The following is a 15,682-nucleotide window of genomic DNA, read 5'->3' as shown; positions in this document are numbered from 1 at the left end:
ATTTAAAATTATAGCATTAACAGGCTATTTTATGGTATCATAAAGCTTTATGGAAGCCAGAGAAATCATACATTTCACTGAAAAATTTCTGATGCCAACATACACAAGATTTCCGATTGTTTTGAGAAAGGGCAGGGGTGTAAGAGTATGGGATGTTAATGGAAAAGAGTATATTGATTGTCTTGCCGGTATTGCTGTAAATGTGCTTGGACACTGTCCGAGAAAAGTTGTAGTTGCAGTTCAAAAACAGGTGCAGAGATTGATACATGTATCAAATCTTTACTACACAGAGCCTCAGATAAAACTTGCAAAAATTTTAATTGAAAACTCCTTTGCAGATAGGGTTTTCTTCTGCAATTCTGGAACTGAAGCAAATGAGGGCGCATTAAAACTTGCAAGAATATACATGAAAAATAAATTTGGTGAGCAACGATACGAATTCATTGCAGCAAAGAATTCTTTCCATGGAAGAAGTTTTGGAAGCCTCAGTGTAACAGGACAGGAAAAATATCATCATGGCTTTGAACCATTACTGCCTGGAGTAAAATTTGTTCCCTTTAATGACGCAGAAGCAATAGAAAAAGCAATTACAGATAAAACCTGCGCTGTAATTCTTGAACCGATTCAGGCAGAAGGAGGAGTTAATATTCCTGATAAAAGCTATCTTAAAAAAGTTCGTGAGATTTGCGATAAACATCAAATCATTCTTATTCTTGATGAGGTTCAGACAGGAATGGGAAGAACAGGTAAACTCTTTGCTTATGAACACTTTGAAATAGAACCTGACATAATGACTCTTGCAAAAGGTCTTGGTGGTGGAATACCGATTGGAGCAATACTTGCAAGGGAAGAAATTGCTCAGGCTTTTGCTCCAAAAACCCATGCTTCCACATTTGGTGGGAATCCTGTTGCCTGTGCAGCTGCAGTGGCAACTCTTGAGACATTGCTTGAAGATGGTTATCTTCTTGACTACTGCCAGCGAATTGCAAACTATTTCATGAAAAAGTTGAATTTATTAAAAGAAAAGTATTCAGAAATGATTAAAGAAATAAGAGGTATGGGACTTTTAATTGGTATAGAGTTAACACAGAATGGAACTCAGGTTGTTAAAAAATGCATGGAAAAAGGACTTTTAACAGGACTGGCAGGAGACGGCTCTGTTATCAGATTTACTCCTCCTTTGATAATTGAAAAAGATGATGTAGATGAAGCAGTTTCTATTTTTGATAAGGCACTAAGGGAGATTACACAGTGAAGAGGGATTATCTAAGAGTTTTTGACTTAACCAGAGCTGAGTTTATTTCATTGATAAATAGAGCAGTTGAGTTTAAAACAATTAAGGAGTTCTCAAAATGTCCTCTCATTGGAAAAAGTATAGGAATGATTTTTGAAAAACCATCCACCAGAACAAGGGTTTCCTTTGAAGTTGCAGTGTATCAGCTTGGCGGTCATCCAGTATGTTTAAGCTCAAAGGAGCTTCAGCTTTCAAGAGGAGAAACAATAAAAGACACTGCAGAAGTGCTTTCAAGATATCTTGACTGCATAGTAATCAGAACATTTTCTCATAGCATAGTTGAAGAGTTTGCGAAGTGGTCAACTGTTCCAGTGATAAATGCTTTAACAGATGAACATCATCCCTGTCAGGCAATGGCAGATATGATGACAATTTTTGAAAAAAAGGGAAGTTTTGAAGGAATCAAGCTTGCCTATTTGGGAGACGGCAACAATGTGGCAAACTCTTTAATTGAAGCAAGTGCTTTAACAGAAGTGAAAATTCATGTGGCAACGCCTGAAGGTTTTGAACCTTCAGAAGAAGTAATTGAAAAAGCAAGATCTTACACTGAAGTCAAGATCTTTAACAATCCAGAAGAGGCTGTTAAAATGGCTGATGCAATATATACTGATGTATGGCTTAGCATGGGTGAAGAAGAAAATATTGAAAAGAAGAGAAAACTAAGAAATTTTCAGGTAAACAAAGAGCTATTAAAAAAAGCAAAACCAGATGCCATCATTATGCACTGTCTACCAGCTCACAGAGGAGAAGAAATTACTGATGAAGTGCTTGATGGACCTCAGAGTGTTGTCCTTGATCAGGCAGAAAACAGACTTCATACTTCAAAGGCAATTCTTGAATTTTTGCTCACCATGTAGGAATTTTCCTACAACTCTGTAAGATTTTTCTGATTTACAGCTTTTTTTCAATTGTGGATAATTTATTAAAAACTTTTTTAAGGAGGTTAAACTATGCCATGGAAAATGGACATTAATCCATTGGGTAGTCTTGCCTTGAGTGCTCTGGTTGCGGCAGTGCCTATTCTTTATCTATTCTGGGCACTTGCTTACAAAAGAATGAAAGGGCACTGGGCAGCAATCTCAGCTGTAGCTATTGCTGTTTTAATCTCAATTGTTGCTTATGGCATGCCAGTGAATCTTTCTGCACTTTCAGTTTTTAATGGTTTTCTTTTTGGTCTGTGGCCTGTTTGCTGGATTGTTGTTACAGCAGTTTATATCTACAATCTTTCCGTTGAAACAAAACAGTTTGAAGTAATCAAGAACTCACTTGCTGCAATCTCCGATGACAGAAGAGTTCAGGCAGTAATTATTGCTTATTCTTTTGGTGCATTTCTTGAGGGTGCTGCAGGATTTGGAACACCTGTGGCAATTTCAGCTGCCATGCTTGCAGGATTGGGATTCAATCCAATTTATGCTGCAGGTATCTGCCTTATTGCAAACACAGCACCTGTTGCTTTCGGTGCAATTGGAATTCCTATTGTTGTCGGTTCTGCAGTCTCTGGAGTTGACATGATGGCAATGAGTAAGATGGTTGGAAGACAGCTTCCATTTTTCAGTATCATTGTTCCATTTTATATGGCAGTTGTTATGGCTGGATGGAAAAAAGCTGTTGAAATCTGGCCTATTCTTTTAGTAAGTGGTGGTTCTTTTGCATTAACACAGTTTTTAGTATCCAATTATATTGGTCCCTATCTACCAGACATTCTTTCATCCATTGTTTCTATTATTGCAACAGTAATATTTGCTAAAATATGGCATCCAAAGGAATCCTGGACATTTGAACATGAAGCAGCAGCAACAGGAAGAGCAAAACTTGAATTTACTGCAGGACAGGTATTCCGTGCATGGGCACCTTTTATTCTTCTTTCAATATTTGTTGCTGCATGGGGTATAAAGCCAGTAAAAGCTTATCTTGATCAAATTGCTACATTTAAATTCCCAATCACAGGTCTTGACAAAGCAGTAATAGATCATCTTGGAAAACCTAAAGCTGCTGTATATGTCTTTAATATTCTCTCAGCAGCAGGAACCGCAATTCTTTTTGCAGGAATTCTTTCAATTCCAGTAATGGGAGCATCAATTGGAACAGCACTCAAAGTTGCTGGAAGAACTCTTAATCAGCTTAAGTGGCCTATTATAACAATTGGAACAATTCTTGGATTTGCCTATCTTTATAACTTCTCAGGAATGGCAATTACTCTTGGTTATGCCTTTGCATCAACTGGAGTAATTTTCCCATTCTTTGCAGCATTTCTTGGCTGGCTTGGAGTTTTCATGACTGGTTCAGATACTTCATCAAACGCACTATTTGGAAAGCTTCAGGAAGTTACTGCCCGTCAGATTGGAATAGACCCTGTGCTCACTGTTGCCACAAACTCTTCAGGTGGTGTTTTCGGAAAAATGATCTCACCACAGTCAATAGCAGTAGCAACTGCAGCAACTGGATATGTTGGGCATGAAGGTGATATCTTTAGATTTACTCTCAAACACTCTATAATACTTACCTTCCTCATGGGTATTATTGCAATGCTTCAGGCATATGTATTTACATGGATGATTCCTCAGTGGGAACAGGTTGTACAGGCAGCTGCCCAGGCAGCAAAGCCAGCAGCAGGAACTCCTTCTACAGAGGGACTTAACTATCTTATGATAACTTTTGCAGTATCTATCTTTATAGTTATTCTATCAAGAGTAGCAGGTAAAAAAGGAGCTGTAAAATGATTGATAGCAATTTCATAAATAAGTGTAGAAACATTTTCGGTCATGAAAATGTTCTCACTGACAAAGCAGAACTAATAACTTACAGCTATGATGCCACCCCCGGGATTCCTCGGGAGATTCCCGGGGTGGTTGTTTTTCCTGAAAATAAAAAACAAATTCAGGAACTCATATTTCTCGCAAGGCAAACAAAAACACCCATATATCCAAGAGGTGCAGGAACCTGTCTCAGTGGAGGACCTGTGCCTCTCAGCAAGGGAGTTGTCGTTTCTTTTCAAAAAATGAATAGAATTCTGGAGATTGACCCAGATAATCTCACTGCAACTGTTCAGCCTGGGGTTATTATCGCGGATTTAAATAACGCTGTTGCAAAATACGGACTTCTTTATCCACCAGATCCTGGTTCTATGACTACTGCCACAGTAGGTGGCTCAGTTGCTGAAAACTCTGGAGGACTTCGTGGGTTAAAATACGGAGTTACAAAGCATTATATAATGGGAATGGAAGTGGTGCTTCCAACAGGAGAGATTTTCCGTTATGGTGGAAAAACAGTAAAAAATGTTACAGCCTATGATTTCACAAGTCTTTTTGTTGGATCTGAAGGAACTCTTGGAATTATCACTGAAATAATATGTAAACTCATTCCTGCACCAAAATATCGTAAATCAATGATTGCATTCTTTGATAAACTTGAAGATGCTGGAAAAACAGTTACAGATATTGTGCGTTCCCATGTTATTCCTGCTACTCTTGAAATAATGGACAGAGTTACCATTCAGACTGTTGAAAACTATGCAAAAGTCGGGCTTCCCACTGATGTAGAAGCTTTGTTACTCATAGAAGTTGATGGTATGGGTAAGGATTCTGTTGAGTGGGAAGCGGAAAAATGTGTTGAAATAATAAAACAGAACAATGGTAAATATAAAATTGCAGAAACTGATGCTGAGAGAGACTCTCTATGGGCAGCCCGTAGAGCAGCATTACCAGCCCTTGCGCAGGTAAAGCCTGCAACAGTGCTTGAAGATGCCACTGTTCCAAGAACAAAGATTGTTGAGATGCTGGTTTCAATTCAAAAAATTGCAAAAAAATACAATTTAATGATTGGAACATTTGGTCATGCAGGTGATGGTAATCTTCATCCAACCATTCTGATAGATCCCCTTAATAAGGATGAGATGGAAAGGCTTCATAAAGCAGTTGATGAAATATTTGAAGTGGCACTGTCTTATGGTGGAACTCTTTCTGGAGAGCACGGAATTGGAGTGGCAAAGCTCAAGTATCTTAAAAACGAAATTGGACGCTCAGGTGTTGAAACAATGCGCAGAATCAAGCAGGCACTTGATCCTGACAATATATTAAATCCTGGAAAGCTTGTTCCTCTGGAGGAGTAAAGTGACTAAGACAGTCTTTGATGACATAGAAACTTTAAAAAAAGAGCTGCTCAGATGTATGAAATGTGGAAACTGTATGTCCTCATGTCCTATTTACAATGTGGAAAGAAAGGAGTCCTCTGTTGCCCGTGGAAAAATTGCTCTTGGAGAGGCTGTTCTTGAGGATAAAATTAACATAGACGATGAAACCCTTGTGAAACTTATTTTTAACTGCCTTGTCTGTAAATCCTGCATGATGGCATGTCCATCTGGAGTTCGCTTTGACAGAATCATTCTCGGATTGAGAGCTGCAATAGCAAGAAAAAAAGGAATTCCCTTTATTAAAAAAGCACTTTTTGGATTACTCAAAAATCCAGAGCTTTTTGACAAAGGGATGAAAGCCTTTGCTGCAATGCAAGGATTATTTCTTACAAAAGAAGGAGAGAAAACCCGTGCCCCAAAAGGATTCTTAAAACAGTTTGGAAAGAGATTTGATAAAGATTTTATTTTACCAGAACTCAGCAAAGAAAGCTTCAGGGATAAGGTTTTTGAAGTTATGGATGTAGAAAATCCACAGGCAACTGTAATATTTTTTACAGGCTGCTCTGTTAACTATTTTTATCCTGATGTGGGAGAAGATTTACTCTTTGTTTTAAGGAAAAACAAAGTTAAAACAATTACACCAAAAAACCAGAACTGTTGCGGAATGCCTGTGATGGTTCACGGAGATATTGAAACAGCAAGACAGCTTGCCAAGAAAAATCTTGAGATATTTGAAAAAACAGATGCTCAATACATTGTAACAGTCTGCGGTTCCTGTGGAAGTGCTATTAAACACGAATATCCGATAATTCTTGAAGGAACAGAGTATGAGGAAAAAGCAAAAAAATGGGCTGAAAGAGTTTACGATATATCAACATTTCTTCTTAAAATTATTAAATTTGAGCCACCAAAAGGAAAATTGGAGCTTAAAGTTACCTATCATGATCCCTGTCATCTTAAGAAATCAATGAAAGTATTTAATGAGCCAAGACAGCTACTTAAGATGATTCCCGGAGTTATACTAATTGAGATGAAAAAACCCGATGCCTGCTGCGGCAGTGGAGGCAGTTATCATTTAACTCATGCTGATACTGCTTTAAAAATTGCTCAGGTTAAGATTGAGGATATAAAACAGACTCAGGCAGATGTGGTTTGTACAGGATGTCCTGCCTGCATGATGGAGCTTTTTGAAGGAATCCGAAGATGGAATGGAAATTGTAAAGTTTTACATACAGTTAATTTACTGGCTAAGGCATATAAAAAAGAGGAGGAATAATGTGTTTGAGCTTTTTAAACAAAAAGCAGAGGCAATAAATGCAGAAGTACACAAATTTAACACTAAAGCAGAGGCTCTTGATTTCATAAAGGATTTTATTAAACAGAATGCTCCGAATAAAATCTCAAAGGCAGTAGCATGGTGTGACTCAGAATTTCTTGAAGGAGTTGATAAAGATACATTACAAAAAGAACTCCCTCAGATTGAGTTCAATATAGATCTTCATTCAGCAACATCAGCAAAAATAGGGATAAATCAGGCTGATTTTGGAATTGCAGAGACAGGAAGCCTTGTTGAAATATCAGAGAATGTCTTTAAGAGACTCTGTTCTACTTTGCCTGAAATTCATATAGCAGTGCTTCCAATGAAGAAAATTTTACCTGACATGGAGTCAGTGTTTAAACAAATTGAAATTAACAAAATTCCTTATATGACAGTAATAAGTGGTCCAAGCAGAACCGCTGATATAGAGAGAGTTCTTACAATCGGAGTACATGGACCTGAAAGAGTTATTATTCTTTGTGTTGATAATTTTTAGGAGGTCATAGGTGATCAAGGAGGAGATTAGAAAAGCTTTATCCAATGCAAACCTTGGAGGAGCATTAACAAGGTTTTCAGAAGCCTATGCTGTAAGCAGGCGTAAAGCCTATGAGGGGCTTGATTTTGAGGAAATAAGAGAAAAAATAGCCTCTGCCAAAGCTTATGTGGCAGAGCATCTTGATGAAGTTGTGCAGACTTTTATTAAATCTGTCCAGGCAAATGGAGCAAAGGTTTTCTATACAAAAAGCCCTGATGAGGTGAGAAACTACATAATTGAACTGGCAAAGAAAAACAATGTAAAAAGCATTGTTAAATCAAAATCAATGGCAACAGAGGAGATCCATCTTAATAAGTATCTAAGACAAGAAGGCATTGAAGTTGATGAAACAGACCTGGGAGAATGGATTATTCAGCTTGCAGGTCAGAGACCTTCTCACATGGTGCTACCTGCTATACATCTTACAAGATATGATGTTTCCGATGTTTTTACAAAGAAAGTTGAACCTGTTGAACCAGACATTGCCCAGATGGTGAAATTCGCAAGAAAACATTTAAGAAGAAAATTTCTTGCAGCAGATATGGGTATTACAGGAGCAAATATAGCTATTGCAGAAACAGGAACGATTGTTATATTTACCAATGAAGGTAATGCCCGTCTTACAATGACTTTACCTAAAATTCATGTGGCTGTGGTTGGTGTTGAAAAACTTGTTGCAAAAATAGAAGATATATTTCCAATTATAAAAGCTCTTCCAAGAAGTGCAACTGCCCAGCTTATAACAAGCTATATTTCCTTTGTTAGCAAACCCTATACTCATATAGATGGTTCACAGAAAGAGTTTCACATAATACTGTTTGACAACAACCGCAGTGCCATAGCAAAAGACCCGATTTTTAAACAAACTCTGCAGTGCATACGCTGTGCCTCCTGTCTCAATGTATGTCCTGTATTCAGAATTATTGGCGGACATGTTTTTGGAAAAGTTTATACAGGTGGAATTGGAACAATACTTACAGCATGGACTGAGGGACTCAGAGCTTCAAAAGATATTCAGGGACTCTGTATTCAATGTGGAAACTGTGTTAAGGTGTGTCCTGGTAAGATAAATATTCCAGAACTAATCCTGGAGATAAGGAAAAGACTTGCTAAAGAAGAGGGATTGAGCTTTAAAACAAGAGCAATATATTCTGTGGTAAATAACAGAAAGCTATTTCATTCCATATTAAAAGCAGCATCAAAACTTCAAAAACCTTTTGAAAAGAGCGGATTTATAAGGCATCTACCCTTCTTTTTGTCTGAGTTAACTCAGGAAAGAAGTCTACCTGCTATTGCTGATGTTCCTTTCAGGGATAGGTTTAAAAAGATTAATCAACCCAGATCTCAAAAGAAAGTAGCATTTTTTGCTGGCTGCCTTATTGATTTTGCCTATCCTGAAATTGGAGAAGCCCTTGTTAAGCTACTTAATGCTGCAGACATAGAAGTTCTGTTTCCAGATGAGCAAACATGTTGTGGTGCACCTGCAAGATACTCAGGAGTGATGGATGTAGCAGCAAACAATTCAAAACAGAATGTAGAGGCACTTTTAAGTGTTGATGCAGATTATGTTGTATCTGCCTGTCCAACATGCACCGTGGCACTTAAAAAGCAATTTGTGAAGGATTTAAAAGAACAGAACTATGATGAAAAATTAATAAGCTCAGCTAAAAGGCTTGCGGAAAAAGTATTTGATGCCTCTGAGTTAATCAATAAGCTTATAAAGGATGGCGTAATTAAATTTAAAGAACTTTCTGAAATCACTTTCACATATCATGATCCCTGTCATCTTATAAGAAGCCTTAATATATATCAGGAACCAAGAGAAAATCTTATTTCAGCAGGGCTTAAACTTATTGAAATGTTTGAATCTGATACATGCTGTGGAATGGGTGGAAGTTATTCACTGAAATTCCCTGAAATATCAGGCACAATTTTGAGGAGAAAGCTTGAAAATATCAAAAAAACAGAGACAAAACTTGTTTGTACAGATTGCCCTGGCTGTGTGATGCAAATAAGAGGAGGAATTGATAAAGAAGGACTTCAGATAGAAGTAAAACACTCATTGGAAGTTCTTGCTGAAAGAATTAAATGAGAGATTTATAATATAAAACAACTGGAGGAAGTATATGTTCAGAAATCTCTCAATTGGTAAAAAACTTGGTATTGTCTTTGGAATTGCAATTCTTTCTTTTATTTTAATTGCAGTTTTAAGCACAGCCGCTTTTGTTCAGATTCAATCATTGAATTTAAACACAATAAAAACAATCTGCATTTTAATTATAGGAATTGCTTTGTTTACAATAGTAATTGGATTTCCCCTTGCCATTTACATTTCTCAATCTATTAGAAAGTCAGCGATAGAACTTAAGTCAGTTCTTGCTACTCTTAACAAAGGAGATTTTACGGTGGATATTAATGCCTACTGCAGAGATGAACTCGGTGAAGCCTGCCAGATTTTACAGGAAATTATTCTAAAACGCAGAAAATTTTTTGCAGAATCAAAAAGAATATCTGATGCCCTTGCATCATCAAGCGAACAACTGAGCGCAACCACAGAGGAGATATCCCGAAATCTTAAATCCCAGACAGAGCGTGCAAGTCAGATTGCCTCTGCTGCAGAGGAGATGAGCCAGACAGTAGTTGACATAGCAAAAAATGCCTCACAGATAGCAGAGGTTTCTGTTACAACAGCCAGTGTAGCAAAAGATGGAAGAGATATGACACTTAAGACAGCTAATGAGATAAAACTAATAGAGGGTGCAATACAGAAACTTTCAGAAGTTATAAATGTCTTAGGAGACCGTTCCCGTCAGATTGGAGAGATTGTAACTGTAATTAAAGATATAGCAGATCAGACAAATCTTCTTGCATTGAATGCAGCAATAGAGGCAGCAAGAGCAGGAGAGCAAGGCAGAGGATTTGCAGTTGTAGCTGATGAAGTTCGTAAACTTGCAGAAAGGACAGCAAAGGCAACAGATGAGATAGCAGAGATGATAAGGGGGATACAGACAGAGGTTAATGTAGCAGAGGGTTCAATGGAGGATGCCACAAAGAAGGTGGTAAGTGGAGTTGAACTAAGTGAGAAATCAGCACAGATACTTGGTGATATATTAAAGAAAGCAGAGGAACTACAGAGCATGATACAGCAGATTGCCTCAGGTACAGAGGAGATGAGCTCAGTAACAGATCACATTACACAAGACATAAGCAGCATAGCAGAAGGAATAAAAGAGATTGCTACTGCAGTGGAACAGAGCTCTCAATCAGCATCTGAGATTAAAAAACTCGGCAAAGATTTAAATATTGCTATAGGAATTCATAAGGCTATAAAGGAGGAATAGGATGATCAAAAAATTCAGCATTAAAAGAGTTTTACAGGGCAGACTTTTTATGGGTGAGGAGATTGTATCAAGTATCATAAAGTTATTGAAAGAAAATGCAATAACCTGTGGGTTAATAAATGGAATAGGAGCTGTTAAAAAAGTTAGGATAGGCTATTATGATCAGAAAGAAAAAAAATATATCTCTCAGGAATTTAACGAACCAATGGAAATACTCTCACTAAAAGGTAATATTTCAGTTAAAGATGCTGAACCTTTTGCACACATTCATATTATTCTTTCAAAAGAGGATTTTTCATGTATTGGCGGACATCTTTATGAAGCGGAAGTTTTTGCTTTTGAATTTGAGATCATAGAACTGGAGGGTAATTCTTTTATCAGGGATTTTGATGAAGAAACAGGGCTATTTTTATGGAAAAATTAATTAATTATTTCTTCAATGGTTACTCTGACACATTCTGCAAGAGACTGGAGATTATAACCACCTTCAAGAACGAAAATTTTGGGAGAATAAGAACACCTGAGAATGCTTCTGATTATACTTCTTACACCCTCAGTTGAAACATTTATATAGCTCATTGGGTCATCTTTATGCATATCATAACCTGCTGAAACAAGAATAAGTTCAGGTTTTGTCTCTCTTATTTTCTGCGGAAGTATATCTTGAAAAACAGTCATATACTCTTTAGTTCCTGAGCCAGACCTTAGAGGCACATTGTAAGTGCATCCTTCTCCTGCACCCCTTCCTCTTTCAAGCTCTCTACCAGTGCCGGGATAAAAAGGAAACTGGTGGGAGCTAAAGTAAAATACAGAACAGTCATCTTCAAATATATGCTGAGTTCCATTTCCATGATGAACATCAATGTCAATTATAAAAATCTTTTTAATTCCTTTTGTTTTTGCATAGGCTGCACCAACAGCAACATTATTGAAAATGCAAAATCCCATGGCAGCATCCATCTCAGCATGATGTCCAGGTGGTCTTACTGCACAAAATGCTCCATCAAAATCTTTATTTAAAACTCCATCAACAGCATCCAGCACAGCACCTACTGCATGACAGGCAACTTCATAGCTGTATTCACTGATATAAGTATCAGGATCAAGATAACCTGGTGGAGAATTTTTTATTCGCTCAATATAGTGAGGTTCATGAACCAGAGAAAGCTCTTCTTCAGTTGCTTTTCTCGGTTTAATGTGAATTAGCCTATCCCATATTCCCTCCTTTTTAAGATGATTCACAATTGCAATAAGTCTATCCTTTGACTCAGGATGACCTGAAGGAGTCTCATGTTTTAAGAAAATCTCATCATAAATAAATGCAATTTTTTTATCCATACAAAAATGATAGCTTCTTATTTTAGTGAAAGTCAAGAATGTTGATAATTTAAAGTTCAATTAAGGAATTCAATGCTGATTTGACCATTGAAACATCAATATCTTTTAAGCATTTAAAATTAAGTCTGGATTTACATTTCAAAGGTTCTGGAGAGTAATAAAAACAGGGAGAACAATTTAGTTTAACTCTTACTATCCTGTGTTTTACACCCCATGGATAAACCCATTTTGGGTTTGTAGGACCAAAAATTGCTACAACAGGCACTTTTACTGAAGCAGCAAGATGCATAAGTCCTGAATCATTTGAAACAAATGCATTAAGATGAGCAATGATTGATGCAACTTCACGAATAGCTTTATTCTGAACAATAATTAGATTACCGTACTTTGCATTGTTGAGTATGAATTCATTTTCTTGCTTTTCTTCCATTGTGCCAAAGAGGAAAAAATCAAAATCTGGCAGACTGTTTATAAGTTCCAGAAATTTTTCCTTTTGCCATCTTCTTAACCTGTGTCCCTTAAAACTGCTTGTTCCTGTATGAATACCCACCTTGATTGCCTTTTTAGATGAAGCATTTACAAATGCCTCTCCCTGTTCAATCTCCTTTTCATCAAGATAAATCTTCATTTCTGCAGTCTCATATGTTTTTATTCCCAGAAGCTCAAGAAGTCTGAGATTTTCCTCCACATTATGTAGCTCAAGGTCTTCCTTTAAAGTTCTGTTTTTAAGAAAGTTGAGTTCCCTTAGATTTTTTTTGAAGTATCTATGTCCTATTCTGATTTTTGCTCTAGTAAGAAAGCTCAATATGTTATACTGCTTTCTATTTGAAGGATAAAAATTTATTGCACAGTCAAATTTTTCAAGAGAAAAAATGAATTTTAATGAATTAAAAATTCCCTGATTTAAAAAGGGAAAATAAATAAGTTCATCAATGAATGGATTATTTTTAAGAATCTCATATGTAGTCTTAAACATGCATATATTGACAATCCTGCAATCAATGGATTTTTTAAGGACCTCAATTGCTGGAGTTGTCATCAAAGTATCACCTATTCCATAAAGTGGCAAAATAAGAATCTTCATGGCTTATGCACTATAGAGGCCTATAATCCAGAGGCTGAAAAACAATACAAAACCTGCAAATCCCCATATGAGGTATCTTTTATTTAAAGGAGTTTCAAATCCTTTAAAAACCATCAAGCAAACACAACCAATCCATGCAAAAAGAGAAAAAACACACACCATGCTCCATAACAGAGATGGAGAACCATCATACCGAAGGATTTCAATATGATAATTATAAAGACGCTGATAGTCCTTTTTTGAAAAATTATTATACTTCCACTGAATCATCTCATATGTCTTGAGTTCTGCAATTAATGGTTCAACTCTTTTAATTTCCTCTTTATAAGGCTGATAAAAGCTTCTTACCTGATAAAGAGCACTTCTTAATGTTTCATAACAGTAAAGTTTTTGTTCCTGATCATTAACTTTTTTACACTGCTCAAGAATTCCATCTACAGCTTCCCTATTGTAGGGGCTTAATGGAATATAAGAAAGAATAACTCTTTCATAATAAGTGATTGCTTTTATGGGACTGTCAGTCTGTTTTGCCTGAGTAATAAACTCTTTTTGCTGTAAAAGAAGTCTCAGGTAAAAAATTAAAAGCATTGTTAAAACTACTGCCAAAAATATCAAGCTAATCCTTTTCATCTTTTTGCCTTGATAGGTAAAATTTATCTATTTTATTGTATTTTTTAACAGCATTGTAAATGTTGAGATATTTTTCATTTTCAATGTCAATCTTAAGCTTCATTTTAAAGGGTGCTGTAAAATCTCCATAGTTTAATTGATGGTCAAATAAAATTTCTGCTATGTCTTTTTTAGAGAGATTTTCATATGCCTTTGCAATACTGAGATATCCAATTGTAGAAAAATTACATAATTGAAGTGTGTAAAGATCGTCTGTTCTATGAGCAAGGCAATCTTCATAGTTTAAAAAGGGCTCAATTTTTTTCATTCTTTCCCTGAAGAATTCATCAAAATTCCTCTTATTTGATGATTTTCCCAAATAAATGAATGTGTAAAAATAAGGATAACTGTTAACCACTGTATAAAGGGGATGTTTTTCCGATAAAGCAACAATTGAGTAATATCTGTATTTTTCCGTGAGATCTATTAAATTTCCACCGAAAAACTCAGGGAAAAGCCCTCTGTAAAGACTATATGGTTTGCAACCATGAAGTGCCCAGACCATGGTTTTATAATCATCAAGCACTATGTGACATATATCTTCTCTGTATCTTCCAACAAGCTTTAAATACCATCCTTGAAAAGCATGATTGTCTCCATAGGTCATATAAATTGATGCAACTGGCAGGGATGTAAAAATTCCCTTTGTGTGGGAATAGGGAACATAGTTTTTTCCCTGATACTGATCAGTAAGCCTGTCAAATATCATTAGTAAAGGGAAAAAAACTACAATAACTGGAACAATTCTTTTAAGAAAATTGAGACCATATTTTTCAAAAAAACTATAGATAAAACAAAGCCCCCAGCCCACAAAAATGCAGTAAATTGCAAAGGATGGTATAAAATATTGATGTCCTATCACATAAAGCTCATGAGCATCAGGATTTTGCATTGAAAATGTCAACTTTGCAAGAAAAATTGAATAGATAAAAAAAGATGTTAAAACAAATATAAAAAGCCTCTTTGATTTTTTAAAAAGCCATACAGCTCCCAAAATGAAAAAAGGTATGGAAAACAAGGTAAAATTTTTTTCAATAAGATAAAAGTAGTTTTTAAAAGCATAGAAGTATCCATAAAAATTAGCAAAGCCTGAAGCTGTAACATCAATTGATGAACCTGCTCCGTAGTTTTTTCTTAAAAAAACCTTTATGAAAGAATCCAGATTTGTAACAGGTATCATGCTGAAGAGAGTTCCCTTCATGTCTCTGATAAAGAAATAAAGATTCACTGAAAAACCCAGTAAGAAAAAGAGAAAACTCAATGGAAGATTTCTTAAAAAATTCCTGAAATAAAAAAATCCAAGAACACTAAGAGGTATAATCATCATAAATCCTGTATGATGAGAGGAAAGAGTAAGTCCGAGAATAAAGGATGCAAGAAATTGAATTCTCCTGTCATATCCATTTAACTTTATCCCGCAAAAAAGTAAAAGCATAACAAGAAAGGAGTTTAGAGTGTAAAACTTTGCCACAATGCTCTGTCCAAAGTATGAATAGGAAAGGGCAAGAAAAATGACTGATGCAATGGCAGCAAAAAATGCTTCCTGGTTCTGTTCTGAAACTTTAAAAATAATGAAGTATACAAGAAAAAGTGTAACTATTGAGAAAAATACTGAGATTAACTCTACTCTAATTCCAATGTTTCCAACAGGAAAAAAACTGAATAGCTTACCAATCTGAACATAAAGAGGATAGCCTGATGGATGAGGTGTGCCAAGCCCGTATGATGCTGTTATAAGCTCTCCTCCATCACCTGTTGAAAGAATAGGAGGAAGAGAGAAAATGTAAATTGCAGTAATAAAAAAAAGCAAGAGAGGAAGAAAAAAGTTTTTAGAATTCATCTATATGATTTTTGAGTGCTATAAAATTAAAAGGGCAGGCATAAAAGGGGTCCCCAAAACGGGGTCCCCAAAAAATCGTAGATTTTTTGGGGTTCCCCAGTCTTTGACTTTTTGGGGTGCCCCAACCTGCCCAT

The 15,682-nt window shown here is 36.2% G+C and carries 13 protein-coding genes; 9 read left to right on the top strand and 4 right to left on the bottom strand.

What is annotated here, in order from left to right; translation table 11 throughout:
• Positions 1-49 precede the first annotated feature (49 nt).
• From ACYQ3X_RS05865 to ACYQ3X_RS05825, 9 genes are all read left to right on the top strand, one after another.
• The gene (locus ACYQ3X_RS05865) at positions 50-1,255 is read left to right on the top strand and encodes an acetylornithine transaminase (protein ID WP_460180887.1); all 1,206 of its coding nucleotides are present in this window, start codon (positions 50-52) and stop codon (positions 1,253-1,255) included.
• Positions 1,252-2,151 (top strand): ornithine carbamoyltransferase, encoded by a 900-nt coding sequence (gene argF / locus ACYQ3X_RS05860; protein ID WP_460180886.1) that lies wholly within the window; start codon positions 1,252-1,254, stop codon positions 2,149-2,151. Before ACYQ3X_RS05865 ends, argF begins: the two co-directional genes overlap by 4 nt.
• 93 nt (positions 2,152-2,244) lie before the next feature.
• Positions 2,245-4,014 (top strand): L-lactate permease, encoded by a 1,770-nt coding sequence (locus tag ACYQ3X_RS05855; protein WP_460180885.1) that lies wholly within the window; start codon positions 2,245-2,247, stop codon positions 4,012-4,014.
• Positions 4,011-5,402, top strand: coding sequence for an FAD-binding oxidoreductase (locus ACYQ3X_RS05850; RefSeq protein ID WP_460180884.1), 1,392 nt, complete (start codon positions 4,011-4,013; stop codon positions 5,400-5,402). The genes ACYQ3X_RS05855 and ACYQ3X_RS05850 overlap by 4 nt, the downstream gene beginning before the upstream one ends.
• Before the next feature lies 1 nt (position 5,403).
• On the top strand, positions 5,404-6,699 hold the full coding sequence (locus ACYQ3X_RS05845) for a (Fe-S)-binding protein (RefSeq protein ID WP_460180883.1): 1,296 nt from the start codon (positions 5,404-5,406) through the stop codon (positions 6,697-6,699).
• A 1-nt stretch (position 6,700) separates the two neighbouring features.
• Positions 6,701-7,237: a LutC/YkgG family protein gene (locus ACYQ3X_RS05840; RefSeq protein WP_460180882.1), complete on the top strand. Its 537-nt coding sequence runs from the start codon at positions 6,701-6,703 to the stop codon at positions 7,235-7,237.
• A gap of 10 nt (positions 7,238-7,247) precedes the next feature.
• Positions 7,248-9,368: an L-lactate dehydrogenase (quinone) large subunit LdhH gene (gene ldhH, locus ACYQ3X_RS05835; RefSeq protein ID WP_460180881.1), complete on the top strand. Its 2,121-nt coding sequence runs from the start codon at positions 7,248-7,250 to the stop codon at positions 9,366-9,368.
• Between the two features lie 34 nt (positions 9,369-9,402).
• The gene (locus tag ACYQ3X_RS05830) at positions 9,403-10,617 is read left to right on the top strand and encodes a methyl-accepting chemotaxis protein (protein WP_460180880.1); all 1,215 of its coding nucleotides are present in this window, start codon (positions 9,403-9,405) and stop codon (positions 10,615-10,617) included.
• Position 10,618: 1 nt separating this feature from the next.
• Positions 10,619-11,041: a PPC domain-containing DNA-binding protein gene (locus ACYQ3X_RS05825; protein WP_460180879.1), complete on the top strand. Its 423-nt coding sequence runs from the start codon at positions 10,619-10,621 to the stop codon at positions 11,039-11,041.
• On the opposite strand, the gene ACYQ3X_RS05820 is transcribed toward ACYQ3X_RS05825, so the two are convergent.
• The 4 genes from ACYQ3X_RS05820 to ACYQ3X_RS05805 are packed head-to-tail and all read right to left on the bottom strand — an operon-like array spanning position 11,038 to position 15,548.
• On the bottom strand, positions 11,038-11,955 hold the full coding sequence (locus tag ACYQ3X_RS05820; protein ID WP_460180878.1) for a histone deacetylase family protein: 918 nt from the start codon (positions 11,953-11,955) through the stop codon (positions 11,038-11,040). The genes ACYQ3X_RS05825 and ACYQ3X_RS05820 overlap by 4 nt on opposite strands.
• A 49-nt stretch (positions 11,956-12,004) precedes the next feature.
• Positions 12,005-13,039, bottom strand: coding sequence for a glycosyltransferase family 9 protein (locus tag ACYQ3X_RS05815; protein WP_460180877.1), 1,035 nt, complete (start codon positions 13,037-13,039; stop codon positions 12,005-12,007).
• Between the two features lie 3 nt (positions 13,040-13,042).
• Positions 13,043-13,645 carry a hypothetical protein gene (locus ACYQ3X_RS05810; protein WP_460180876.1) on the bottom strand — a complete coding sequence of 201 codons (603 nt, stop codon included), beginning with the start codon at positions 13,643-13,645 and terminating at the stop codon, positions 13,043-13,045.
• 10 nt (positions 13,646-13,655) lie between these two features.
• The gene (locus ACYQ3X_RS05805; RefSeq protein WP_460180875.1) at positions 13,656-15,548 is read right to left on the bottom strand and encodes a glycosyltransferase family 117 protein; all 1,893 of its coding nucleotides are present in this window, start codon (positions 15,546-15,548) and stop codon (positions 13,656-13,658) included.
• Positions 15,549-15,682: the final 134 nt, after the last annotated feature.

Source organism: Thermodesulfovibrio sp. TK110 (genome assembly GCF_054658355.1).
This window is presented reverse-complemented; position numbering and strand designations above follow the sequence as displayed.